Origin of the sequence: Psychromonas sp., from assembly GCF_041586535.1 — a bacterium.
In the GTDB taxonomy this organism is placed as follows: Bacteria; Pseudomonadota; Gammaproteobacteria; order Enterobacterales; family Psychromonadaceae; genus Psychromonas.
The window spans coordinates 1-25768 of sequence record NZ_JBFGZY010000039.1; the positions used below are offsets into that span (position 1 = coordinate 1).

Annotated in this window: 20 protein-coding genes and 1 other annotated feature; of the genes, 11 read left to right on the plus strand and 9 right to left on the minus strand. The window is 44.4% G+C overall.

Translation table 11 applies throughout. From position 1 onward, the window contains the following. Window positions 1-805 precede the first annotated feature (805 nt). The 11 genes from ABZA00_RS06180 to ABZA00_RS06230 all read left to right on the plus strand — a co-directional run bounded on the left by ABZA00_RS06180 (window position 806) and on the right by ABZA00_RS06230 (window position 16969). The gene (locus ABZA00_RS06180) at window positions 806-1690 is read left to right on the plus strand and encodes a WYL domain-containing protein (protein ID WP_372881276.1); all 885 of its coding nucleotides are present in this window, start codon (window positions 806-808) and stop codon (window positions 1688-1690) included. Beyond that, on the plus strand, window positions 1690-3183 hold the full coding sequence (locus tag ABZA00_RS06185; RefSeq protein ID WP_372881277.1) for a DUF3375 domain-containing protein: 1494 nt from the start codon (window positions 1690-1692) through the stop codon (window positions 3181-3183). Before ABZA00_RS06180 ends, ABZA00_RS06185 begins: the two co-directional genes overlap by 1 nt. Before the next feature lie 5 nt (window positions 3184-3188). Then, window positions 3189-3815, plus strand: coding sequence for a DUF4194 domain-containing protein (locus ABZA00_RS06190; RefSeq protein ID WP_372881278.1), 627 nt, complete (start codon window positions 3189-3191; stop codon window positions 3813-3815). Next, entirely contained in the window at window positions 3815-7210 is a 3396-nt protein-coding gene (locus tag ABZA00_RS06195; RefSeq protein WP_372881279.1) for an ATP-binding protein, read from the plus strand. Before ABZA00_RS06190 ends, ABZA00_RS06195 begins: the two co-directional genes overlap by 1 nt. Further along, window positions 7207-8355: a hypothetical protein gene (locus ABZA00_RS06200; RefSeq protein ID WP_372881280.1), complete on the plus strand. Its 1149-nt coding sequence runs from the start codon at window positions 7207-7209 to the stop codon at window positions 8353-8355. The genes ABZA00_RS06195 and ABZA00_RS06200 overlap by 4 nt, the downstream gene beginning before the upstream one ends. After that, complete coding sequence (locus ABZA00_RS06205) at window positions 8349-9542, plus strand: Wadjet anti-phage system protein JetD domain-containing protein (RefSeq protein ID WP_372881281.1); 1194 nt, start codon at window positions 8349-8351, stop codon at window positions 9540-9542. Before ABZA00_RS06200 ends, ABZA00_RS06205 begins: the two co-directional genes overlap by 7 nt. Before the next feature lie 153 nt (window positions 9543-9695). Beyond that, window positions 9696-11048 carry a nodulation protein NfeD gene (locus ABZA00_RS06210; protein ID WP_372881282.1) on the plus strand — a complete coding sequence of 451 codons (1353 nt, stop codon included), beginning with the start codon at window positions 9696-9698 and terminating at the stop codon, window positions 11046-11048. Window positions 11049-11095: 47 nt separating this feature from the next. Then, window positions 11096-11866 carry a slipin family protein gene (locus tag ABZA00_RS06215; RefSeq protein WP_372881283.1) on the plus strand — a complete coding sequence of 257 codons (771 nt, stop codon included), beginning with the start codon at window positions 11096-11098 and terminating at the stop codon, window positions 11864-11866. 67 nt (window positions 11867-11933) lie between these two features. Next, window positions 11934-12968: a CNNM domain-containing protein gene (locus ABZA00_RS06220; RefSeq protein WP_372881284.1), complete on the plus strand. Its 1035-nt coding sequence runs from the start codon at window positions 11934-11936 to the stop codon at window positions 12966-12968. Window positions 12969-13796: 828 nt separating this feature from the next. Then, on the plus strand, window positions 13797-15161 hold the full coding sequence (locus ABZA00_RS06225; RefSeq protein WP_372881285.1) for an alanine/glycine:cation symporter family protein: 1365 nt from the start codon (window positions 13797-13799) through the stop codon (window positions 15159-15161). Between the two features lie 434 nt (window positions 15162-15595). Beyond that, window positions 15596-16969 (plus strand): MFS transporter, encoded by a 1374-nt coding sequence (locus tag ABZA00_RS06230; RefSeq protein WP_372881286.1) that lies wholly within the window; start codon window positions 15596-15598, stop codon window positions 16967-16969. Between the two features lie 596 nt (window positions 16970-17565). Here the strand turns inward: ABZA00_RS06230 and hisIE are convergent. The 9 genes from hisIE to ABZA00_RS06275 form a co-directional block, all read right to left on the minus strand. Then, the gene (gene hisIE / locus ABZA00_RS06235; RefSeq protein WP_372881287.1) at window positions 17566-18195 is read right to left on the minus strand and encodes a bifunctional phosphoribosyl-AMP cyclohydrolase/phosphoribosyl-ATP diphosphatase HisIE; all 630 of its coding nucleotides are present in this window, start codon (window positions 18193-18195) and stop codon (window positions 17566-17568) included. Continuing rightward, complete coding sequence (gene hisF / locus ABZA00_RS06240; RefSeq protein WP_372881288.1) at window positions 18192-18965, minus strand: imidazole glycerol phosphate synthase subunit HisF; 774 nt, start codon at window positions 18963-18965, stop codon at window positions 18192-18194. The genes hisIE and hisF overlap by 4 nt, the downstream gene beginning before the upstream one ends. Further along, window positions 18947-19684: a 1-(5-phosphoribosyl)-5-[(5-phosphoribosylamino)methylideneamino]imidazole-4-carboxamide isomerase gene (gene hisA, locus ABZA00_RS06245; RefSeq protein WP_372881289.1), complete on the minus strand. Its 738-nt coding sequence runs from the start codon at window positions 19682-19684 to the stop codon at window positions 18947-18949. Before hisA ends, hisF begins: the two co-directional genes overlap by 19 nt. A gap of 1 nt (window position 19685) precedes the next feature. Beyond that, a complete protein-coding gene (gene hisH, locus ABZA00_RS06250) occupies window positions 19686-20288 on the minus strand; it encodes an imidazole glycerol phosphate synthase subunit HisH (RefSeq protein WP_372881290.1) in 603 nt (200 codons plus the stop codon). After that, window positions 20285-21355, minus strand: coding sequence for a bifunctional histidinol-phosphatase/imidazoleglycerol-phosphate dehydratase HisB (gene hisB, locus ABZA00_RS06255; RefSeq protein WP_372881291.1), 1071 nt, complete (start codon window positions 21353-21355; stop codon window positions 20285-20287). The genes hisH and hisB overlap by 4 nt, the downstream gene beginning before the upstream one ends. Further along, window positions 21355-22431: a histidinol-phosphate transaminase gene (gene hisC / locus ABZA00_RS06260; RefSeq protein ID WP_372881292.1), complete on the minus strand. Its 1077-nt coding sequence runs from the start codon at window positions 22429-22431 to the stop codon at window positions 21355-21357. Before hisC ends, hisB begins: the two co-directional genes overlap by 1 nt. Window positions 22432-22776: 345 nt before the next feature. Then, window positions 22777-24087 carry a histidinol dehydrogenase gene (hisD, locus tag ABZA00_RS06265; protein WP_372881293.1) on the minus strand — a complete coding sequence of 437 codons (1311 nt, stop codon included), beginning with the start codon at window positions 24085-24087 and terminating at the stop codon, window positions 22777-22779. A gap of 2 nt (window positions 24088-24089) precedes the next feature. After that, a complete protein-coding gene (hisG, locus tag ABZA00_RS06270) occupies window positions 24090-24986 on the minus strand; it encodes an ATP phosphoribosyltransferase (protein WP_372881294.1) in 897 nt (298 codons plus the stop codon). 26 nt (window positions 24987-25012) lie between these two features. After that, window positions 25013-25131 (minus strand) — a sequence feature (His leader region). A gap of 132 nt (window positions 25132-25263) precedes the next feature. Further along, window positions 25264-25440, minus strand: a complete 177-nt coding sequence (locus ABZA00_RS06275; protein WP_372881295.1) for a DUF2986 domain-containing protein — start codon at window positions 25438-25440, stop codon at window positions 25264-25266. Between the last annotated feature and the right edge of the window lie 328 nt (window positions 25441-25768).

Consider the following 25768-nt stretch of genomic DNA (forward strand, 5'->3'; position numbering starts at 1 on the left):
CGGTCAAATAAAGCCAGTACGCAGATAGGTTAATCGCCTTAGAAACAAAAAACACGGGAGAGGGGCTGGATTATAGATAGCTTCATTAAATTGCTAACTCAATGAAAAAATAATTCAGTATCTTCAGCTCGCAGCCAGTCTTTTATTCAAACAGAGCCGTTCAAGTCAGTGTTCGGCTCTCTTATTGAAATTTAATTTGCGACAAACTTTCTTGCTTCGATAAGGTGGCTATCCGGAACACGCATACAGAAATCGACGCCTTCTCTAAATGCACTTTCATTAGCCATACAGCAGGATAACCGCGATCATACAGAATAAGATCATCTACTTCTGTACGCGCCAAATGACGGTATGCTATTGCGCGTTCACCAACTGAAAAAGGAGTCCAATTCATCTTGGAGTGCCCCGCGGATCATATTTAATTGGAACATAATGAGTCTGGGGAGGGTAAGCTTGCAACGGCGAGTAAAATGACGTTCTGAAAGGCGATGCCGAGCAGTTAATTCCGGTGTAGATATGAGACTGGTTAATTCACGTGCAATTTCTGTGGGTTTTAGATGTTAATTGGTCAAGCATTTTTATTTCAATGTGAAAAACCACCGTAAATGAGATTGTAATTATATGATAAATAAGGATAAAAGTCTTAATTAAATGACATTGGAGGGCATTCCATGCTCCACAAGTAACTTGCTATGACGATCTTGTACTGCTGTTAATATATTTTACTGGATGTAGCAATCAAAAAGATTGCATCATTTTGATTGCTAGTTTATGCTTTACTCAAGTTAATTATTGAGCCCTTTATATGCCTAGTAGAATTTGCGAACAGTTAAATAACCTTTCTCATGCCCAACGAGAACGCCTGGCTTTTATTGATTTTTGTCTGCAATATTTTGGTCAGGTAGCACGCGCTGATCTAATCCGTCATTTTAATACCGGGCTGGCATCGGGTACGCGTGACTTTAACTTGTACAAGAAGTTAGCCTGCAATAATTTAATACTCAAGCACGAAACCAAGCAATATTATCGCACCGCTGATTTTAAAGCGATATTTCAGTATGATGCTGAAACCGTGCTAGCTCATTTGAGTCAGGGTTTTGGAAACGGTCTCGCAGCGGAAATTAGCAGTAATAGTCACTGTTTTGATGCGATCCGACTGGTCCCCCCAAAAAATGAAATAATTGCCTCGCTGATGCGTGCGATTCAGCAACGACAGGCCATTGACTGCTGTTATGTATCGCTTTCTTCCGGTAAGTCACAACGAGAATTAGTGCCTCATGCCATTGTCAATAATGGTCATCGTTGGCATGTTCGTGCTTTTGATCGTCACTCATCCCAATTTCGAGATTTTGTTTGTACTCGTTTCACAAAAATCACTGTGCTTGAGCAGGGAATTGATCACCAGGAAAGTGCAGCTTCTGATCTGCAATGGAATAATTTCCTAGCATTACAGTTAATTCCCCATCCAAAACTCAGCCATCCACTGGCTATTGAATTAGATTACGGTATGCATGAGGGGGTGTTGAATTTGTCAGTCAGGGAAGCGCTACTGGGTTATTTAATGCAGCAGTGGCATGTCGACTGCTCTGTGGAGCAATCATTAAACCCTCGCCAATATCCACTTGCTTTAGCAAACCGTGAACTCTTATCTGCCGTGAAGAATGTGACTCTACTGCCGGGAGTTTGCTAATGAGTAACAATTTAAGTTTTGATTATTTAGAGCAATTTAAAGATCAGAGCAATGCATTGCGCTTGTTGAGAACATCGACTTTTCCATTGATTGCCAGCTTCTTTTATCGGGCATTTATCGAAAATAACCGCCGCTCTATGCCTTATCAGGAACTCATCGCTTTATTAGATCACCATCTTAGTGATATTGCAGAAAGTTATGGTGAGGAAAAATTTCCAAAATCAGCGCGCGCCTATATTGATGACTGGGTGAATGTAAAGGGGGGATATTTACGCAAATATCTGCCGCAGCATACCGATGAACCGGAGTGTGATCTGCAGCCTGATGTTGAAAAAGCGTTACGTTGGCTAGAGGAGATGCAAGGGCGACGCTTTGTGGGGACGGAATCGCGGTTGAAATTACTGCTCGATTTAATAACTGAACTGGTGCAGGGCACATCACAAGATCAAGCCGTTAAATTAGCACTATTACAAGACAAAAAAGTGGAGATTGAACAGCAGATTAGCAGCGTTGAGCAGGGACTGGACAGTAGTTTTTCAGAAACGGAGGTACGCGAACGCGTATTTCTACTTGCTGATATGTCGCGGCAACTGTTAGGGGATTTTCGTCAGGTTGAAGCTAACTTTCGTCACCTGGATAAGGATATTCGTAAAAAAATCACCCTTGGTGGGGCGCATAAAGGTCTGGTATTGGATAAGGTCTTTAGTGAGCAGGATGTGATTGACGGATCGGATGAAGGTAAGTCCTTTAATAGTTTTTTCGAGTTATTGATGACCCCTGAGATGCGCGAGAATATGCGTGGTGATCTTAAAAAATTACTCGATCATCAGCAAGGAGATGAGCAGTTTAGTGAGGATCAACTATTACAGCACCTCTATAGTTATCTGCTTGATGCCGGTGTGAAGGTCAATAACACCAAATTACAGATCACCGATCAGCTGCGCCGCTATATTCAGGAGCAATCGCAGGATAATAAACGCATTTTAGAGATGATCCGGGAGTTTGAAGCGGGTGCGCACCGCTTAGAAGCGGATAACGATAAAAAAAATCACAGCTTTGCTCAAATAGATGGGATCCAGGCGGATATCTCCACCCTGTTCAGCCGTCGTTTATATAAGCCTCAAGCTGAAGAGCAGCTTGATTCGACCCTTATATCTGCAAGTGATGCGCCAGAGGTTGATTTAAGCCATCTTTTTGATGTCAGTCATATTGATGAGCTTAAACTGTTGCGTAATATCGGTCACTGTCTGCAGCAAGAGAGTCAAAATCAACAAAAAGGGCAGGTGACTCTGGCACAAGTTATTGAAGCGCACCCTATCGAATATGGGCTCGATGAGGTATTGACCTACATTAAACTTGCCTGCGAACAAGTTGTTCCCGCGCATATCGACTCCGAGCAGCTGCAGGATATCAGTTGGCAGGTTGCCAGTGAAACCGATGCGCAGTTAATTCATCGCCTGAAAGCACCTATTATCACCTTTGTCCGGGAGTAAACCTAATGGCGCAATTATCTACAGAGCAAAATCTCACTGTAATACAACAGCAACAAAAATCAGCAGTGCAGGTGCGGCTTTTAAAAGGAGCTGTTTATCGGGCTCAGAATCGTGATTTATGGGAATGGCTGCTGCGCGATCAGTTTCAGATTCGGGAATATTTTCAGCAGATAGGCTTGTCCTTGCTGCTCGATGATGCCGAGGGGTATGCATTTTTGAAGCAGCAGGATTTTAGTGAAGCAGAAGCTGAGCTTGAAATCCCCCGTTTGATCACGCGGCGCAGCCTCTCTTTTGCGCAGACGTTGTTATTAGTGGCATTAAGAAAAAGACTGGCCGAGCACGATAGTGAAGAAAGCTCTCCGCGTTTAATAGTCAGTCGTGAAGAGATGCAGCAATGGCTGCAGCCCTATTTTCCAGAGGTGAGTAACCAGGTAAAGCAGGTGCGAGAATTTAATGCCCTGATAAAAAAAGTCTCAGAGATTGGTTTTATCAGCCCGTTGCCTAACCATGCGGATGATTTTGAGGTGCAGCGTATCATTAAAGCATTCGTGACAGCGGAGCAGATGGCTGAATTTAATCAGACACTTGAGACAAATATACAAAATAGCGCTGCTCAGGAAGGAGGTGTCTGATGGAATCGCAACTGCTTAATCAAAGCATAGAAGAGCCGCAACAGAGATTGAATGGCTTTCGACTTGATAAATTTTCCGTACTGAACTGGGGAACCTTTGATCAAAAAGTCTGGCAGATGCAGCCCGGTCAGGAAAGTGTCTTGCTGACGGGCAATATCGGCAGCGGTAAATCGACACTGGTTGATGGCCTGACCACCTTACTAGTGCCGCCGCGTAAGCTTGCCTTTAATAAAGCTGCCGGTGCGGAAGATAAAGAGCGCTCATTGGAGTCCTATTTTCATGGTTTTTATACCTCACAACAGGATGAAACTGGTAAAGCGCGTGCGCTTGGCCTGCGTAAAAATGGCCATTACAGCGTATTACTTGCGCAGTTTTATGCTGATTCAGTGGCTCAATATGTCACCTTAGCGCAAGTCTTCTGGTTAAAACCCGGCGAAAAAAAGGTCAAGCGTTTATTTGTCGTTGCCAGGCAGGCGTTGGATATCACTGAGGATTTCAGTGATTTTGGCGATAAAATAAATCAGCTTAAAAAGCAGCTGCGTACAAAAGAGCAGCTCTCACTGTTTGATAGTTTTGCGCAATATCAACAGGCGTTCAGTAAATTATTGGGACTCGGCATCGACGGTAAAGCACTTGCCCTGTTTAACCAGACCATTTCCATGAAATCAGTGGGATCGGTGACTGATTTTGTGCGCCAAAATATGCTCGAACAGCCTGATTTAGAAGCGCAGTTACAAGAGCTGGAGCGCAGTTATGATGACTTAAAACGACTGCATGATACTGTGGTTGATGCGCGCAAAAAAGTTGAGCTGTTAACGCCCGTTGATAACTATGGCCAGCAGGCATTAGCAGTCGAGCAGGAAAAAGAGACGATAAGCAACAGTCGCGAGCTGCTTGAGCCTTATATGGCAAGTAAAGCTGTCGTGTTGTACCAGAGCCGTTTACAAAAAGGCCAGCTGCAATTACAAAAGCTGGAGATTCTTTTGCAAAGGTTAAAAGATTCGAAATCTAGCCATGAGCATAAAATAGCACAGTTCAATGACGATATTCTCAATAACGGTGGTGGTCGGCTGCAGCAGTTGGAGGCTGATATTGCTAAAACGACAAATGACAGAGATAACAGTAAAACCCTTTTTAATAACTATCAGCGCCTGGTAAATGCAGTAAAGCTCAGTGAGCAGCTTGATATTGAAAGTTTTGTAAAAAATATCAGCATGGCAAAAGATTTCGCTGAGCGGCTGTTGTCTGAGCTTGAACAGCTGGATCTTGAGCAGGATCAGTTGAAACAGCAGCTCTATGAATTTAAACAGCAGCAGCAGTTGACTGCCAGTCAGTTGAGTGCGCTTAAACTGCGCAAATCGAATATTAATCTTAAACAGCTTGATATCCGCGACCGGTTATGTGCACAACTCGGTGTCGAGGAGGCGCGTTTGCCTTTTGTCGGCGAGCTTATACAAGTCAAGGAAGAGCAAAAACATTGGCAGGGGGCAATAGAGCGTGTGCTGCATAATTTCGCACTGAGTTTAATGGTGCCCGATGATCTTTATCAACAGGTCTGTGATTTTGTCGAGCAGACGCATCTTGGCACACGCTTAGTTTATTATCGTGTTAATGCGCTGCAGGACTACTATCCGGCAACGGGGGAGGCGAGCCAGTTACCCGCCAAGATAGAGATAAAAGGTGATAGTGAACATTATCTGTGGCTGCATAAAGAGTTACAGCAGCGTTTTAATTACCGCTGTTGTGAGCAGATGGATGATTTTCGGCGCAGTGTTAAAGCAATCAGCCGTAACGGTCAGATCAAATCCAGCCAGTTTCGTCATGAGAAGGATGATCGTCACCAACTGCAGGACAAAAGTCGTTATGTGCTTGGCTGGAGTAATAAAGAAAAAATCCAACTTCTAGGTGAGCAATATAGTCAACAGCAGCAGCAGATAACACAGCTTGAAGGTCAACTTAAGCAGCTAAAAACAGCGAGTGGCAAGCTTAATGAGCAGCGTCATCAAGCCCTGAATTTAGCCGACTTTAATCTCTCCTTTGAACAGATCAACTGGCCTGTTTACAGTCAAAGAATCGAACAGCTCAATATAGAGAAGCAGGAGATAGAGCAAAGCAGTGATCTTTTGGCATCATTAAAAGCGGAGCTGATGAGGGAAAAAGAACGGTTGCAAGAGATTGAAAAAGAGCGTGATCAGGCATTAACTGAGCGCGGTAAAACAGAGGGGCAAATTAAGGCGGATCAAGATGCTTTAGTGGTGCAGCAAACTCAATTTAATAGTGCATCTGAGCAGGAACGGGCTGTTTTATTTCCGGTTATTGAGCAGTATTACCAGCAATACGCCAGTAAGACAACACTCAGAATCGCTATGTTAAGCAATACCGCCACTCAGCTGCGTACCAAGTTAAATGAGAAGATTCAACATCTGGAAGCTAAGCGCAGTAAAAAACAGCAGCAGATGATTGCCGCGATGGGGACGTTCGCCGCACAATTTCCCAATGATGTCTCGGAGCTGGATAAAAGTCCACAAGCGCTGCCTGAATATCAGCAGATGCTCAAACGCTTACAAGAAGAGGATCTGCCGCGCCATGAAGTACGTTTTAAAGAGATGCTTAATCGCGATACCATACGCTCAATGGTACTGTTTCGCAGCCATTTAGATAAGCAGGAAGAGGAGATTGATGCGCGTATCCGTCTGATTAACCAGTCATTACATACGCTTGATTATCAGGTTGGCACCTATATTGAGATTGACAGTGTCGCCTCCTCCGATCTAGAGATCCGGGAATTTAAACAACGCTTAAAACATTGTGCCGAGTTGACCACAGAAGATAATTTATACTCGGAGCAGAAATTTGAGCAGGTCAAAGATCTGATTGAACAGATGCGCAATCAGCCCAAATGGACAGAAAAGGTGGTTGATGTCCGCTACTGGCATCTGTTTAATGTGATTGAGCGTTACCGCGAGGATAACAGCGAAAAAGAGTGTTATTCCGATTCGGGCGGTAAATCCGGCGGTCAAAAAGAGAAATTAGCATACTCCATTCTAGCCGCTGCTATTATGCTGCAGTATGGCTTAGTCGCTAAGGAAGCTGGTAAGGGGAAGCGCCATTTTAATCTGGTTGTGATTGATGAGGCTTTTGCTCGCGGCTCAAAAGACAGTACGCGTTTTGGTTTAGAGCTATTTAAAAAATTGGGGCTGCAACTCCTACTGGTGACACCGTTGCAAAAACTCGATGTTATCGAGCATTATGTGAAACATGTGCACTTTGTGGATCAGCAAAACAATCGTTCCCTGTTACTCAATATGAGCATCGAGCAATACAGAGAAAGTCTGGCACAGCATAAGAAGCTGCAGCGTTATCAGGCAATGGTCGAACAGGTAGAATCAAAATGAGTGAATATCAGTATTATGAATTTCGTAATTTAAGCGGCAGCTTAACCCGTAAACAGCAGCAATGTTTAAGGGGGATTTCCAGTCGCGCCTCTATCAGTGCAGCACACTTTAGCAATGAATATCATTTTGGTGATTTACAGGCTGATGCAAGTGATTTAATGGCTGATTTTTTTGATCTCGGTTTATATATGGCCAACTGGGGAAGTGCCGAGCTGTATATTAAAATGCCACGGCAGTTATTAGATGAACAACTTCTACAGGCATTTCAAATCAATGGTATTTTTGAATATAAGCATTTAGGTGAGAATTGGCTGCTACATTTTGCGCTGTCTGAAACTGAAGATTACCTGCTTATAGAAGGAAAGTGTGAATCCTGGATGGGAAAGCTGCAGGCGCTGCGCGATGAGTTATATCGGGGTGATTATCGTTGTTTATATATTATCTGGCTGTGCGCTTTTTATTATGATTGCGAGGAGGTTGATAAGCTACCGCAATTAAACGCGGCTTTAAGCGGTTTTAGTGAGGCTCAGCAGGCATTTGCTGAGTTTTTACATCTTGATTCAACTTGGCTAACGGCCTTGAATCAGCTCCTTCCGTCGCAGAAAGAAAGTAAAAAGCTTGATGATAACGAGTCAAAAAAACAGTGGTTAAGCGGCTTAACCGAGCAGCAGATACAGTCAACCTTGCTGCAGTTACTTAATGACAATGCGCAGATTTGCCAAGAGCAATTGTTGCGCGCTTATCAGTCAGATCAACAGTGTAATAAAAGCCATATTATTGGAGAGATAGATCCGATTGTACTGCAGAAGTGCCATCAACAGATTTTGCAACAAGCACAGCAGCAGCAGGAAGAGATCCGTCAGCAGCAACAAAAGAAAAGGCAGGTTTTACGCGCTCATTATCTGAAAGGTGTTTATCAGGAAAAGGAAAAATTTTGGCAAGCAGCTCAAGATGACGTGGAGAAAGCAGGCAGCCGGGCGTATGATAATGCCGCGCAAAAGCTTTTCGACTTATCGCAAGCCTATCAGTTAAATCAGGCCGCAGATGAGTTTCAGTTACATCTAACTCAGTTTATGCAGCCCTATCTTAGAAAAAGGGCCTTTATTAAAGGCTTGCGCACACTTGGGCTCAGTTTCACATGTTAGAAAGCAAGGCGATCAAGGCGAAGCTTCAAAAACAGTGGCAGCAGTTTAAATTCCATCAGGCTTACCTTAATAATGAGCAGATATTTCCCTACCAGATAAAGCTGCCCCGGCAAAGTGATCAACGGTTGCTGCATAACTTTACACAGGTGCAGCAATGGGTTTTAGATTTAGAGCAGGGCTATGCGCGGGTATCAGGTGTCACTTTGATAAAACAGGAGATATCCTATAGCAAGATGGGCCGGCAACGTATGCCGGTTGCGCTTGAGTTTAGTGATCTAGCTTCTTTGGCAAAATATTTAGGACAGTGGCAGGCCTGGCAACAATTTGAGCATGCTGCAGAGAAAATAATCACCGCTTTGCCGGAGTTGCTGGAGTGGTTACGGAAAAATCCTGCGCAAGTGCAGAAGTATCTTGGTGTATGGCGAGAGTTGATTGCTGTTTGTCAATTCTTTAAAACAACGGCCAGACCTGATTGTTATATTCGCGAATTAGCTATTCCCGGTGTGGACAGCAAATTTATTGAAGCGCATAAAGCGATATTGAAGATATTATTGGATCAGTTGTTAGCGGTTGAAGCGATAGCCTCCCAGTACACAAAACTCAGCGAGCACGGCTTTGAAAAACGCTTTGGTCTTAAATATGAGCAGCCTCTGTTACGATTTCGATTATTAGATCCCGTACTACAGGCCGAATTGGGCGGACTATCGGATCTGTCTATTCCGATTGCTCAGTTTGCCAAACTTGATCTGCTGCTCGACAGGGTTTTTATCACCGAAAATAAAGTCAACGGCTTAGCTTTTCCGGAAATCAAAAATTCTATCGTTATTTTTGGTTTGGGTTACGGTGTGCAGTGTTTAAAACAGATCAAATGGTTAAGTGAGTGTCACATTCATTATTGGGGGGATATTGATACCCATGGCTTTGCCATTTTATCGCAACTGCGCGGATATTTTCCAAAGGTTGTGTCGATGTTAATGGATCAGCAAACGCTAATAAATTGCAGGAAGCTATGGGGGGAAGAAGCAGAAAATAAAGCCCATACCTGTCATCAGTTAGCGCATTTGACCGAGGCTGAGCAGTTGTTATATCAACGTTTGAAAAACGCCTATTGGCAACCTGGCTTGAGGCTTGAACAGGAGCGGATCCCTTTCTCTCTACTCGAAGAAAAACTGCACAGTTTAATGTGAGATTTTATGAACAACTCCCACTAAACTAACTCGCTTATGCTCGTTAGATCTAGGCACAATGGTATAGAAAGTCTGCCGCACTCCTTCTATAAGTGAGCTACTATTAAAGCATAATGTTTTCTATACATAATGCTTTCTATAGGAGGGGTAATAATGAAAAAATTACCTATCTTTTGGCTGTTCATTTCTACCTTGCTTGCTTTTAGCGTAAGCGCCAAAGAAGTCTGGGTTATTCCCGTGCAGGGGGCGATTGGCCCTGCTACCTCCGATTACCTTGAGCGTGAGCTACTGCTGGCACAGCAGCAGGAAGTTGCTCTGGTAATACTTAAAATGGATACCCCGGGCGGATTAGATACCGCTATGCGCAGTATTATCCAAAATATTACCTCTTCTGATATCCCGGTTGCCACCTGGGTTGGCCCCAGCGGCGCAAGGGCGGCTAGTGCCGGCACTTATATCTTATTGGCAAGTCATATTGCGGCCATGGCCAATGCAACCAACCTCGGCGCTGCAACTCCTGTCGCGATCGGCATTTCCGGCAGCACAGATAAACCTTCGGGAGAAGAAAACTTACCGGCAAAGCAAGATCAGCCTAACAACTCCGAGCAGGTCAAAGCCAATACCACCCTGGAGAAAAAAGCGATTAATGATGCCAGTGCCTATATTAAGGGGCTGGCTAAACTGCACGGGCGCAATGAGCAATGGGCAGAGAAAGCAGTCCGGGAGGCGGCAAGTCTCGATGCTCAAACCGCATTGGCTGAGAATGTGATTGATTTTATTGCCGATGATCTCGAACAATTAATAACATTGGCAAATGGCCGAACTATTTTATTGGCTGGTGAGCAATTTGAGCTTGCGCTGCAGGATAGCAATCTGATTGAACGCACTCCCGATTGGCGCTATACCTTTTTAGCGACTATTACCAACCCTAATGTCGCTTACATTTTAATGCTGATCGGTATCTATGGATTATTATTGGAGTTTTATAATCCCGGGGTAGGTCTGCCCGGGGTTCTGGGGGGGATCTGTTTATTACTGGCGATGTATGCACTGCAGATGCTACCGGTAAATTATGCTGGACTGGGCCTGATTTTACTGGGGCTGATTTTACTGATCGCTGAAGCTTTCAGTCCAAGTTTTGGTGTATTGGGTTTAGGCGGGGTTATCGCATTTATTTTAGGCTCCATTTTCCTCTTAGACAGTGAGTTACCTGAATTTCAAATCGCAAAACCGTTGATTATTGCTGTTTCTGTGGTAACGGCTGCCTTTATTTTATCGATGATTACCTTGTTATTAAAAGTAAGGCGCAAACAAGTTACTACGGGGGTCCATGTTCTGGTGGGACAATTGGCTACCGTACAAGATGATTTTGATACTGGTCTGGGCTGGGTTGAGGTTGCCGGTGAGGTTTGGCAGGCATCGAGCCAGGATAATCCGCGTGCAGGGCAGCAGGTACGTATCAAAGAAGTAAAGGGTTTGAATTTAGTGGTTTCTGTCAGCAAGTAATAACACAACCGTTATTATGCTTGTTCCTATTGGTAAGGAGAAAGAACATGATGATTTATAGTTTAACCGGTGGTTTTATTGCCATCTTAGTAGCCGCATTACTCTTCAGTATGTTCAAGGTGTTACGTGAATATGAGCGTGGGGTAGTTTTTTTCCTTGGGCGTTTTCAAATAGTCAAAGGACCGGGGCTGGTTATTTTAATTCCGGTTATTCAGCAGATGGTGCGGGTTGATTTACGTACCATTGTTTTAGATGTACCAACTCAAGACTTAATAACACGTGATAATGTATCGGTTAAAGTAAATGCGGTTGTGTATTTCAGAGTCGTTGATCCGCAGATGGCGATTAATAATGTTGAAAGTTATCTGGAGGCAACCAGTCAGCTCTCGCAGACAACGCTGCGTTCAGTATTAGGGCAGCATGAGCTTGATGAGTTATTGTCCGAGCGGGATCGTTTAAATAAAGATATTCAAGTTATTTTAGATAAACAAACGGACAATTGGGGGATAAAAATATCTGCAGTTGAAGTTAAACATGTGGATCTTGATGACAGCATGATCCGTGCCTTAGCAAAACAGGCTGAGGCTGAGCGTGTCAGACGTGCCAAAGTTATCCATGCAACGGGGGAGCTGGAAGCTTCGGAAAAATTACAGCAGGCTGCCTTAGTGTTAGGTAAAGCACCTAATGCCGTGCAGTTAAGGTATATGCAGACCTTAACCGAAGTTGCGAATGACAGAACTTCTGTCATTATTTTCCCGATGCCGATGGATTTACTGGATAATCTGAAAGATATAATGAAACAAAAAACGGATAGCTAATGTAAGCGGGGCAGGCGGATAACCCCACTTCCTGACAGCTATTTCGCTAATTGTGTGACGGGAGTTTATGACTTTACTTTTTGTATATCTCTTTATCGCCATTGGCATATCGTTTTTATGCTCGATTTTAGAAGCGGTTTTATTATCAATCACACCTGCTTTTGTCGCACAGGCAAAGGAAAAAAATAAAAATGTGGGGGTAGTGTTAGAAAATATCAGGGCAAAACTTGATCAGTCTATTTCCAGCATTCTGATTTTGAATACCTTTGCTCACACTATGGGCGCCGCCGGTGTCGGCGCGCAAGCGGTCCGGGTTTATGGTGAGCAATGGGAAACCTTAATTGCAGTGTTACTGACACTGGCTATTTTATATGTTTCCGAAATTATTCCAAAAACGCTGGGTGTGACTTTCTGGCGTCAACTCGCTGTTCCTGCTGCTTATATTATCCGTTTTCTGGTCAAAATCATTTTTCCTTTAGTGTGGTTATCGACGCGGATAACCCGTGTATTCAGAAGGAAGGATGATATAAGCAGCAGTCGCGAAGAGGTGCTGGCATTTGCCGCGCTGAGTTATCAGGAAGGGGCGATAGCAACACAGGAAAATGTGTTACTGGAAAACATTTTTAAATTACGCGATGCCAAAGTGAAAGATATTTTAACCCCTCGTACCATGATGCATGCTCTGCCCGATACCACAACCGTCGCTCAGGCGTTACACTTTGAGCAGACGGCTATATTTACCCGGATTCCCGTTTACAGTGAGACCATTGATAATATAACAGGGATTGTAATTAAGGGGCAGCTCTATGAAAATGAACGTAACGGTCAGGGTGAAGCTCAGCTGAAAGAAATTCAGACTGATATTTATCGCATCTCCAGTGAATTTCCAGTTTTAAACCTCTTTGATGTTTTTATTAAACGCCATGAACATCTCTTTGTGGTAGAAGATAAATACGGGCAGACAGCTGGTGTTGTGACTCTGGAAGATGCTGTAGAAACCCTGCTGGGACGTGAAATTATCGATGAGAGTGATAAAGTGGCTGATCTGCAGGAACTGGCAAAAGAAAAATACCGGAATAGTTTACGCAACAAATCGGAATGATAAAAACACTTCCAGCTGTTTTTCCGCAAATATCGAGAATATAATTACAAATGGTCCCCGAGCACACCATACGTTTTCTATCCTGAGAGCATAACGCCGTGAACCTCAAGCAATAAAAATAATGACAGACTTTCTTCGGAACTGAGCCTTCAGGCTCGGCTGCTATTGTTGCTGCCCGCCTGAAGGCGGGCTTCCGGTAGGATTAGTCGTACAGTGCAAAACAGATGGTGCGCAGGCGCACCCTAAGATCAACATTTCATTATGCACAATTTTTATAATGTAGGGTGTGCTTGCGCACCGTGTATTAACAGTCATTCCGCGTTGTTTTGGCGGGATTCCTGTGAGATTAATAGAGTAGATTTACGCCACCGGGAACATCGAACAGCAAAGGTAATTACAGATGCTGGACAAGCACATCTTAGATGGTGGTAAATGTATGCTTTGCGCCAAAGTTGTCATATTAGACACAATAGCAGGAGGGTTTTTGCACCAAACGTAAGCATTTTTTGCTTTTTTGCACTGTGTCTGGGATTTTTTTATTTTTTGGAATGTTAAATGGTCAAGTTAAGCGAATTGCTGATTAAAATAGCCCATTTTTACTCATTATTATTTTTCAGACATAAAAAATGATATTTGAATTTTAACCGAGTATTATACTTTTTTTTTTGTAAAATCAGATTATTGTTCTGCGGGGTGTTAGGTCTGCTGTTTGCATTATAGATAATTTAAAAGCACTCGACCTTTAATAAAACATTTTTTTGTGATTGGCCTGTTATTTGCTTGTATCTATAAAATTAATTTTTCAATTTAAATAACGGGGTAACAGAGATGGAGTTTATTACTGAATTTATTGGTCAGATAAACGGGATAGTATGGGGCCTGCCCATGCTGGTGCTTATTTTAGGTGTGGGAATATTTTTAACTATCGGTTTGAAGTTTATGCCGATCTTAAACGTCGGTGCGGCTTTTAAACTGATGTGGAGTGGACGTGAATCAAGCGGCAAAGGCGAGATCACTCCCTTTCAGGCGTTAATGACAGCGATGTCAGCAACCGTAGGAACGGGGAATATTGCCGGTGTCGCTACTGCGGTGTTTATTGGTGGCCCGGGGGCACTTTTCTGGATGTGGTTAACGGCCTTGCTCGGTATGGCAACCAAATTTGCCGAGGCTGTCTTAGCGGTTCATTACCGTGAGAAGGATCAAAAAGGCAGTTATGTCGGTGGGCCGATGTATTATATCAAAAACGGTATGGGGCAGAAATGGGCCTGGTTAGGCACTCTGTTTGCCGTGTTTGGTGCCGTTGCCTGCTTTGGTATCGGTAATGCGGTTCAGTCAAATTCTATCGCACAAGTATTAGAGTCTAATTTCTCCTATTCACCTCTTGTTGTCGGTTTAATTGTGATGGTACTCGCCGGCGGGGTTATTCTTGGCGGGCTAAAACGCGTAGGAAAATTCGCTGGTGCACTGGTTCCTGTGATGGCGCTTGCTTATATTATTTCCGGTGTGATTATTTTGTTGATGCATGTCAGCGAAATTATTCCGGCAATCGCGACTATTATTGAACATGCCTTTACCCCTGCTTCTGCCCAGGGCGGATTTGCCGGTGCAACGGTATGGATGGCGATTCGTTTCGGTGTTGCCCGTGGTGTGTTTTCAAATGAAGCGGGTTTGGGTTCAGCGCCTATCGCTCACGCCAGTGCGCAGACCAATGATCCGGTTCGTCAGGGTCTGGTAGCTATGCTGGGTACTTTCCTTGATACATTAATTATCTGTACCATTACTGGTTTGGTTATTATTATTTCAGGCGCCTGGACAGAAGGACAGTCGGGTGCTGCGTTAACATCTGCTGCATTTAATCTGGCGCTGCCGGGTTGGGGCGGATACTTAGTGGCAATCAGTTTGGCTGTCTTTGCTTTTACGACTATTGTTGGCTGGTCAGTTTATGGGGAGCGTTGTGCTGAATATCTTTTCGGCTCTAAAGCTGTGCTTCCTTTCCGCCTGATTTTTATTCTTGCTTTGCCAGTTGGTGCGGTGATGGAACTTGATTTCGTATGGCTGCTTGGTGATACCTTAAATGCAATGATGGCAATACCTAACTTAATTGCATTAGCGGTATTAAGCCCGGTTGTATTTGCCTTAACCAAAAAGTACTTTAACGATGAAACCCCTGTGTTAACTGAAAGTGCTGCGTAATAGTAGCTGAGTCTGCCTCTGATTGAGGTACCTTCAGGTTATATCTCGTAATAAATAAAAAAGTCCGCATTTGAACCATTAAATGCGGACTTTTTTATCGCTGATGAGCAATACATCAGCTTTCCTGCCTGCTTGTCATTTTTCGGCTTATACTTCTTATACGCTGCTACTCAAGCTTGAAGCGCAACTTTTAACTTCAATACCTGCATCTCCATGATAATTAACTTCAACTCTGGATAGTGGGCATTATAATGGATGAAGTTCTCTTTTTTGACTCTGGTAGGGCTCAATGCCGGAATTTTCGTTCCTTTCAAGGCAAGGTTGTGAAGTAATAGCCGGCTATTACAAGCAAACTTAACGCAGAAAGGGGCGAAAGAGCGGTGTTGAGGGATGTCGCTTATCCAGAGTTGAGGTTAATTATGCAAGGAAAGACAATGCCCGCTGCATCTTCACCTTTTGCAATCAACAATATTCGCCTGTTTATCGCTTTTCGTATTTTTTTTAATGCCCGTTTTTATTACCCGGTTTTCACCATTCTCTTTCTCGATTACGGCCTGAGTATCGAGCAGTTTGCCCTTTTAAATAGCGTATGGGCAATTACTATTGTCTGCGCAGAAGTACCTTCCGGCGCCCTGGCCGATATTTTAGGGAGGAAACATCTGCTTGTCGCTACCTCCCTGCTTATGATGGCGGAAATTGCCCTTTTGGCCTTTGTTCCTCTGGGAAACGTTGAAATTATTTTCTGGGCATTTCTTTTAAACCGTATTTTAAGCGGGCTTGCGGAGGCTATGGCCAGCGGAGCAGATGAGGCGATCGCCTATGATGCACTGGTCGATGAAGGGCGCGCTGAAGACTGGCCTAAAGTACTCAGCCTGCAGATGCGCTTGCAGTCTATTGCCTTTGTCATAAACATGACAGTAGGGGCACTTATTTATGATCCCGGTTTTGTTAACAAACTGCTCAGCTGGTGCGGTTTTGCGGAGACGGTAGATCAGCAGATAACCATGAGATTTCCGATTTATCTGACCCTTGTTTTAGCTGTTCTGGCCAGCATCAGTGCGCTGCGAATGCAGGAGAAGAAAAAAGATGATCACAATGATAAAGGCTTTAATGCTCTTGCCGCACTCAGGATCACTTTGGATGCCGGTAAATGGATCGCCCGGACACCCTTTGCCCTTGCGATTATACTGTTTGCTATGTGTTACGACCATATTCTCAGGATGATCGTCACCATGACCAGCCAGTATTTTCGCTTGATACAACTTCCGGAGGCAAGCTTTGGTCTTATTGGTTCTGCTTTTGCGTTGATCGGACTGTTTGCCCCTAAAATTGCTGAACAGATGGCGCTGAAAAATTCCCCGACAATCAATATGTATTGGTTGTCGGGCATCATAATCCTGACTCTTTTCGGCCTGACCGGCTTCTTCCCCATCTGGGGCCTGCTGCCGATGGGGGGAATATTTATAACCATGACGCTGGTCTCTTTTTTTACCAGCCACTATCTCAATCGAATTACCGCCTCCTACCAACGTGCGACAGTGCTGAGTTTCAAAGGTATGGCTTTTAATCTTGCCTATGGTTTGATTGGTTTTTACTTTGCTTTATTACTCACTTATCAGCGCGGCATGGTGACAACTGAGCATCCTGATTTATCGCAACCGGCAATAGAAGGGCTCACCTTTCAGGCTGCTATCGGCTGGTTTCCCTGGTATGCCATCGCCTGCCTCGTTGTAGCTATTATCTACTGCGGATACCGACTAAGGGGCAGTGATCAGCACAAACGCAAGGATCACTTGACTGAGAAGTAATCTCTGCTCGGATGAGTTATTTTTTTTCATATCGCTACACGAGCAATATTGTGGATCAAAAATGGTGCGCGGAGCACACCCGATCTTTTAAGCTGCATCATGTTCACCTTTAGCTGTGATGGAATGCACCTTACCTTTTGCTATAAGAGCGTAGGGTGTGCCTGCGCACCATTTACTGCAAATACGAACAATAATAACACTTTACGTTGCTTATAACGCATTTTTGGGGGCCGGGACTTTAGTCCTGCAGAGCTTAGAGCTTAGGGCGCCCTTGCGTACCAATTATAAATAACCTTCCTGATCACCGTTAGCTGCGGATGGAATGCACCTTACCTTTTGCTATAAGAGCGTAGGGTGTGCTTGCGCACCATTTACTGCAAATACGAACAATAATCACACCCTACGTTGTTTATAACGCATTTTTAGGGGCCGGGACTTCAGTCCTGCAGAATTTAGAAAAATTAACCAACAGGACTAAAGTCCCGGCCCCAATATTACTCCTGCAGAATTTAAACCAACAGGACTATAAAGCGCATACAAAAAAGCCCGTACTTAATAGTTAAGTACGGGCTTGTTAATAACGTTATAAACGTTGCTTACTTGCTATGACGCTCTTGTAATTTAGCGGCGATATCTGCAAGCTGCAGACCTTCATTTTGTAATAAAACGGTCAGGTGATATAACAGGTCCGCACTTTCACAGGTCAGTTCATCCATATCCTGTGCCATGGCTGCTAACGCTACCTCAACACCTTCTTCACCGACTTTTTGTGAAATACGTTTAGTCCCGCGTGCGTATAAACTTGCGGTGTAACTGCTTTGTGGATCCGCGCCTTTACGGTCGGCAATCACTTTTTCTAAATCGCCAATAAAGGTTAAAGCCGGTTGCAATTCCCCTTTAAAACAGCTTTCCGTGCCAAGATGACAGGTAGGACCGATCGGCTCAACAATAGCAAGCAGTGTATCATTATCGCAGTCAGTGCTGATTTCAAGTACATTGAGAAAGTTGCCTGACTCTTCACCCTTGCACCATAAACGTTGTTTGGTGCGGCTGAAGAAAGTCATTTTTCCGCTTTCCAATGTGGCAGCCAGTGATTCCTGGTTAACATAACCCAGCATTAAAACTTTGCCGGAAGTGCGGTTCTGTACAATAACAGGCATCAGATTATCAACTTTTTCCCAATCCAGTGCGTTAAGTTGTTCTTCGTTCATTAATGGTTTGCTCATATTCGAATCTCTACCTGTTCTTTCTTAAGGAAAGCTTTTAACTCGCCTATATTGATAATCTGTTTGTGAAATACGCTTGCCGCCAGTGCGCCGTCAACGTCAGCCTGATTGAAGACATCGGCAAAATGCTGCATCTCACCTGCACCACCAGATGCAATTAAGGGGACATGACAAACTGCACGGGCCTGACTGAGTTGGTCGATATCGTAACCGCCACGCACGCCGTCCTGATTCATGACATTCAGTACTATCTCACCTGCACCGCGTGACTGTACCTCTTTGATCCAGTCAAAGGTGTTCCATTCAGTCGTTACCGTTGCATGCTCACTGCCGGTAAACTGTTTGACATGGTATTCTCCGGTTTTTTCATCAAAGTAGCTGTCAATACCGATCACGATACACTGCACGCCGAACTTCTCTGAAAGGCGGTTAATTAAACCTGGATCGGCAAGGGCAGGGCTGTTAATGGACACTTTGTCTGCACCAAACTCTAAAATGCGCTGCGCATCTTCTTCTGTTTTAATGCCGCCGGCAACGCAGAAAGGAATATCGATCACTTCAGCAACACGGCTTACCCAGCTTTTATCAACCACGCGGGAGTCGGAACTTGCGGTAATATCGTAGAAAACCAGTTCATCCGCGCCTTCTTCCGCGTAGCGTTTAGCTAAAGGAACAATATCGCCGATGATTTCGTGATTGCGGAACTGTACGCCCTTTACAACCTGACCGTCTTTAACATCAAGACAAGGAATTATGCGTTTTGCCAGCATGCGATAGCCTCCTTAACAGTGAACTTTCCTTCCAGCAGCGCGCGGCCGACAATCATACCCGACGCGCCGGAGCGGGCTACGGCTGCGATATCATCTAATGAGCCGATACCGCCTGATGCCTGCCATGCTACCTGCGGGTAGGCCGCTGCCATCTCTTTATAAAGATCCACGTTGGAACCGGTTAAGGTGCCGTCTTTAGAGATATCGGTACACAGCACATGTTTAAGGCCAACTGCCAGATAAATGTCCAGTAATGATTCGATGGTTTGACCGCTATCTTCCTGCCAACCTGAAACGGCAACAATTTTATTACCGTCGGCATCAATATTGATATCCAGTGCTAAAACGATATGTTCAGCACCATATTTTTCCATCCAACCGGCAACCATCGCCGGCTCTTTAACGGCCGTTGATCCGATAACCACACGCTGTGCGCCGGCATCTAACAGGTCCTTGACATCCTGCTCGGTGCGTACGCCACCACCAATTTGGATTTTGGCAGGGGTATTGGCAATCAGGTTGGCAATCACACTCAACTGGCGTTTAGTAACATCTTTTGCGCCATCCAGATCAACCAGGTGCAACCAGTCGGCACCCTGTTGATTGTAAATAGTAAACTGGCTTTGCGGATCATCACTATAAACGGTTTTTTGTGCGTAATCGCCCTGATATAAACGGACAACTTTGCCATCGATAAGATCGAGTGCTGGGATAATCATATTAAAGCTCCAGGAAATTTTTAATCAGTTGCGCACCGGCTTTACCCGAGCGTTCCGGGTGGAATTGCACCCCGTAGAAATTGTCTTTATTGACCGCGGCGGTAAAAGGTTTGCCATAATCACAGCTGGCAATGGTATTTTCCGTTACCGGCAGGGCATAGCTGTGTACGAAATAGAAGTAACTGCCTGCGGGGATGTCTTTAAATAACGGCTGATCGGCCTTAGGGGTTACCTGATTCCAACCCATATGCGGAGAGCGTAATGGCGCAACATCCATTTTTTCGATATGGCCTTTAACAATACCCAGAGTTTCAATTACAGGCTGATCGCCAAAACCTTCTTCTGAGGCGTCGGCAAGCATCTGCATACCTAAACAGATCCCCAGCACGGGTTGCTTTAACGCTTTAATCTGAGCCACTAAATCACGCTCAATTAAATTAGCCATGGCTTCTTTCGCTGTCCCTACACCGGGCAGAAACAGCTTGTCCGCCTGTTGTAAAATTTGCGGATCTTTACTGACGGTTACACTGTAACCGAGACGTTCAATGGCAAACTTCACCGAGGATAGGTTAGCGCAGCCTGTATCAATAATGACTATGTTCATAAAACCCCTTTGCTTGAAGGTAAGTCTGTACCGACAATTTTAATAGACTGGCGCAGGGTACGGCCAAATGTTTTGAATAAACCTTCAACCATATGGTGAGCATTGCCGTTTTCAACTTCAAGATGCAGGGTGGCGCCTAAGGCCTGTGCTAAAGAATAGAAAAAGTGCTCTACCATTTCTGTTGACATAGTACCGACCAGTTCACGCGGGAATTGTGCTTTAAACTTAAGGTACGGACGACCGGAGAGGTCCAGTGTACAACTTGCTTTGGTTTCATCCATCGGTAATACAAAGCCAAAACGGCCAATACCGCGTTTATCACCCAGCGCGGTTTTTAATGCCTCACCCAATGCCAGCGCGGTATCTTCAACACTATGATGATCATCAATATGCAGATCGCCTTTCACTCGGACGTCCATCTGGAAACCACCATGGGTAGCAATTTGATCCAGCATATGGTCAAAGAATCCCATTCCGGTGTCGATATTATTTTCACCGGTGGTGTCTAAATCAACACGCACCGTAATATCGGTTTCTTTGGTGGTACGGGTAACCGAAGCAATACGTCCTTTACTGGTCAGCTGTTTAACAATTGCCGGCCAGCCTAAGGTTTCTTTATTGTATAAAATGCCGGTCAGACCCATATTTTCAGCCAACTGCACATCAGTAATACGATCGCCAATCACATAGGAATCAGCAAAATCAATACGCCCTGATTTAAGGTATTCGCTGACCATGCCCAAATGCGGTTTACGGCAGCTGCAGTTATCAGCAGGAAAATGCGGACAAAGTAGCGTGGCTTCAAATTTCACACCCTGAGATGCAAATATTTCCATCATTTTGTTCTGTGGAATATCAAAATCCGACTGCGGGTAACTCTCTGTTCCGAGACCGTCCTGGTTGGAAACAATCACTAACACATATCCTGCGTCCTGTAATGTCAGCAGACTCGGGATAACATAGGGTTCAAATTTTAATTTTTCCAGACTATCGACTTGTTTGTCGCTAATTGGTTCATCAATCAACGTACCGTCACGGTCGATGAACAGAAATTTTTGTTTACTCATTATATATTTCCTGCGGCAAGTGTCTTAAGGGTAGTTTCCATTTCAGCTGTTGAGCCGATGGTAATACGAATACAGTTTTCTAATCGCGGTTTATTGGCAAAATCACGCATAATAATACCGTCCCGGGCAAACGCTTTAAACACGGCAGCTGAATCGACAAAGCGTACCAGTAAGTAATTTCCGGTTGCCGGGAACACTTCTTTTACGTTCGGCAGTTGTTGCAGTTGCTGCTGTAATAAAGCGCGGTTGTTATTCAGCGTGCTTACCCGCTCGCGCATAATTTGCAGACCCTGAGGGGATAATGCCTGGGTTGCGATTTGAGCGACCGGCTCAGGAACGGGGTAAGGGGCGATGACTTTAGATAACATGGTGATCACGCTGTCCTGCGCCAGAGTAAAGCCGCAACGGATAGATGCCAGGGCAAAGGCTTTTGATAGAGTACGGGTAATAACAAAGTGCTCAAACCGATCGATTAAATCAACCTGACTCAGCTCCGGACAAAACTCGATATAAGCTTCATCGGCAACGATTAAGGCTTTACCCTGAGTAGCTGTTAATAGTTCAATAAGTTTAGCTTTGTTAAGCATATTCCCGGTAGGGTTATTAGGAGCACATAAAAAAACGATTTTGATATGGTTATCTGGATTGAGAACTGTTTCGGTGACGGCTTGATAATCAACATCAAAGGCATTATCAAGAGCAACTTCGGTGATACCGACACCGCATGTTTCAGCGCTGATTGCGTACATGCCGTAGGTTGGAGGACATATTAAGATATTGTCTAAACCGGGCTCGCAGAAAGTACGGATTAAAATTTCAATACCTTCATCGGCGCCGCGTGATGCCAGTATCTGGCTGTTTTTTAAATTGGCATAATCGGCATAAGCATTGATTAATGCAGGGGGTTGAAATTCCGGATAACGATTGAGTTTGCTTGAATCAAGTTGGTATTCATTACAATCCGGAGATTCATTCGCATTTAACCAGACGTTTCCACTGCCCCCGATACGACGGGCAGAAAGATAAGGTGTTAATGCTTGCACTGTTTCACGGGCAAGGTGGGTAATGCTGCTCATGTATGTTCTTTTCCCTAGCGAATTATTGATAATTTTTGCGGGCAGGTTGCGGGCTGTGTTATTTACAGCAGCACAACCTGCACCGCAAAATCACTGAAAAAGTGATATGTCTTGTGTTTTTATTTACCATTATATGCTTATCTAAATAACTCAGATTCAGTGTAAAAAGTTATTTTTTAACTAGTCTTTTTTAAAAGCTAACATTTTACTGCTTTTGGGGCGCGTTAATTTATCTCAACAAAATAAAAAGATGCAGGCTAAAGCCCGCGCCCCCGGTGCTTCAAGTAACAGACAATAATTTATCTACAAACTTGTTATTGCCTGAGCCAACTGCATAAGCATGTACTATTCTTTATTACTATTCAGCTTATCCACCCGGATAGTCACCGCGCGTTTATGGGCGGTTAAACCCTCTGCGTCCGCCAGACAGGTAACCGTCGGCGCTAAATTAAGCAGACCGTCACGGGTTAATTCCTGCACCGTGTAACGTTTCACAAAATCAGCCAGGCCTAAGCTGGAATAGGTACGGGTATAACCGTAAGTCGGTAATACGTGGTTGGTGCCACTTGCGTAATCACCCACGGATTCCGGTGTCCAGGCGCCTAAGAAAATAGAACCGGCATTTTTCAGTTCAGGTTGTAAAGCACGCGGATCCTCGGTCTGCACAATTAAGTGCTCAGGCGCGTAACGGTTGGAAATTTCACAGGCCTGTTTTATATCTTCACATATAATACTAACACTGTGCTGCAGGGCTTTTTCAGCGATTTCACGGCGCGTTAACAGGGTTAACTGCTGCTTAATCTCAATGGCTGTTTGTTCGGCAACCTGTACACTTGGCGTCACTAAAATAGATTGTGAATCATGACCATGCTCAGCCTGTGACAACAGATCCGCCGCGATAAAGGCCGGATCAGCCTGTTCATCGGCAATCACCAGTACTTCTGACGGGCCGGCCGGCATATCGATGGCTGCACCGGCGAAATCATTACTCACCTGACGTTTTGCCTCGGTCACAAATGAATTACCCGGGCCGAAGATTTTATCAACAGCTGCGATGGTTTGTGTGCCGTAAGCAAGAGCAGCAACAGCCTGTGCACCGCCGACGGTATAGATTTCATTTACACCGCACAGTGATGCCGCATATAAAATTTCATCGGCAATAGGTGGTGGCGAGCATAATACCAGGCGGCTGCAGCCGGCAATTTGAGCAGGCGCTGCGGTCATAATAACCGTTGAAGGCAGCGGGGCACTGCCGCCGGGAATATATAATCCGACCGATTCAATTGCCTGAGTGTGCATTTCACAAACCACACCGGGCATGGTTTCAACCCGGATCACACCCTGCTTTTGCGCCTGATGAAATTTAACCACCTGCTCATAAGCGGTGTGAATTGCGCTTTTAATTTCATCACCCAGGCGTGCCGAAGCCTGCTCTATCTGCACAGCGCTGATGCTAAAGTCATCGCCCTCTAATTTATCAAAACGTTTAGTGTAATCTAACAGGGCAGTGTCGCCTTGTTTGCGGATAGCAGAAATGATTTTAGAGACTGTCGATGTCAGCTCTGAAGAATCCGCCATTGCCGGACGAGCAAGTAATGCCGCTTGCTGCTCATTTGATAAACCTGACCAGTTAACTGTCTTCATTCCTGTCTGCATAGTTACTCCATCATTTTTTCAATTGGTAGTACGAGGATAGAACTTGCACCTAATGCTTTAAGTTGTTCCATTGTTTCCCAGAACAAGTTTTCTTTACTGACCACATGCAAAGCGACGTGGTCACTGTTGCCCGCCAGTTGCATCACGGTTGGCTGCTCTGAACCCGGTAACAGTGATTTGATTGCTTCTAAGTTGGCTGTCGGTGCATGTAACATGATGTATTTGCACTCTTTAGCCGACTGCACACCATCAATACGAGTTAAAATGCGATCTACTAACGCCTGTTTCTGTTGACTTAATGGCTCGGCACGCTGGATCAAAACAGCCGTTGAACGGTAGATAACTTCAACCTCTTTCAGGCCGTTCGCTTCCAGTGTCGCACCCGTTGAAACAAGATCACAAATCGCATCAGCAAGACCTGCACGAGGGGCGACTTCAACAGATCCGGTTAACATACATGATGTGTAAGGTACGTTAGCTTCTTCCATAAAACGTTTAAGAATATGGATGTAAGTCGTGGCGATACGCAGGTTGGCAAGGGATTGAACGCCCTGGTAATCAAAATCGTTGTCAACAGCAATAGAAAAACGGCAGCCGCCAAAAGCTAACTCTTTAACTACTTTGTGCGCTGTCGGCTCTTTAGCCACAGAACGCAGCATGCTTTCTTCTTCAAGTACATTCTGACCGACAAAACCAAGGTCAACCACGCCATCCATCACTAGCCCCGGAATATCGTCATCGCGCACACGCAGAATATCAATATCCATATTTTCGCTATGGGCAATCAGGCGTTGAGTATTTAAGTTTACTTTGACACCGCAGGCTTTTAATAATTTAACCGTATCATCACTTAAACGGCCTTTTTTCTGTATTGCAATTCTTAAACGCTTCTCTGGCATTATTATTTTCCTTGTCTTAAAAACTAAAAAACCCTCGGGAGGTTGACCTTCCGGGGGTTGATTTTGTTAGTAACCTCTGGAAGAACGCAAAAACTCTCCCAAGAATAAAATCCTGAAAGATTAGGTGATATGGTGGTGGTGTTGCGCTTTCAGGATTACTTGTTTCATGGTTATCTAATTCTCGATTTATTAAGTGGGTATAGACTAACAATCTAGCTATTAAAAGTGAACTGTTTTTTCAGTTTATTGAGCATAAAGTTGGCATAGTTATGCACTTTTACTGATTAACTTCAGTGGTTTCTTCAATTTGCGCTGCATCACTCTGTGCTAAAGCTTCTAATCTGGCGCGTTCCGCTTTAGAAATATATTTAGGTTTGGCGTTAAAATTTTTTTTGGCATTCAAACGTTTCATGCGTTTCTCGAGAATGCTGTTTAACTTTTTCTTGCGGTTCATCTGCTTTCCGTACTTGTCGATAATGTGCGCATTGTAAAGATCCGCCGAAATAAACACAAGTTAAACAAATTAAGCTAAGCGCGAACTTATTAGACACGAAGTTATAAAACTACCTGCCTGAGCGGGACAGTTTGATTTTTTGCGTAATTTGACTTGAAGGTTTTCGGGGCGCGGACTTTAGTCCGCATAAAATGTAACAAATTAAATACAATGCGGACTAAAGTCCGCGCCCCGAAAACCTTCAAGTCAAATTACGCAAAAAATCAAACTGTCCCGCTCAGGCAGGTAGGTTTATAACTTCGTGTCTAATAAGTTCGCGCTTAGCTTA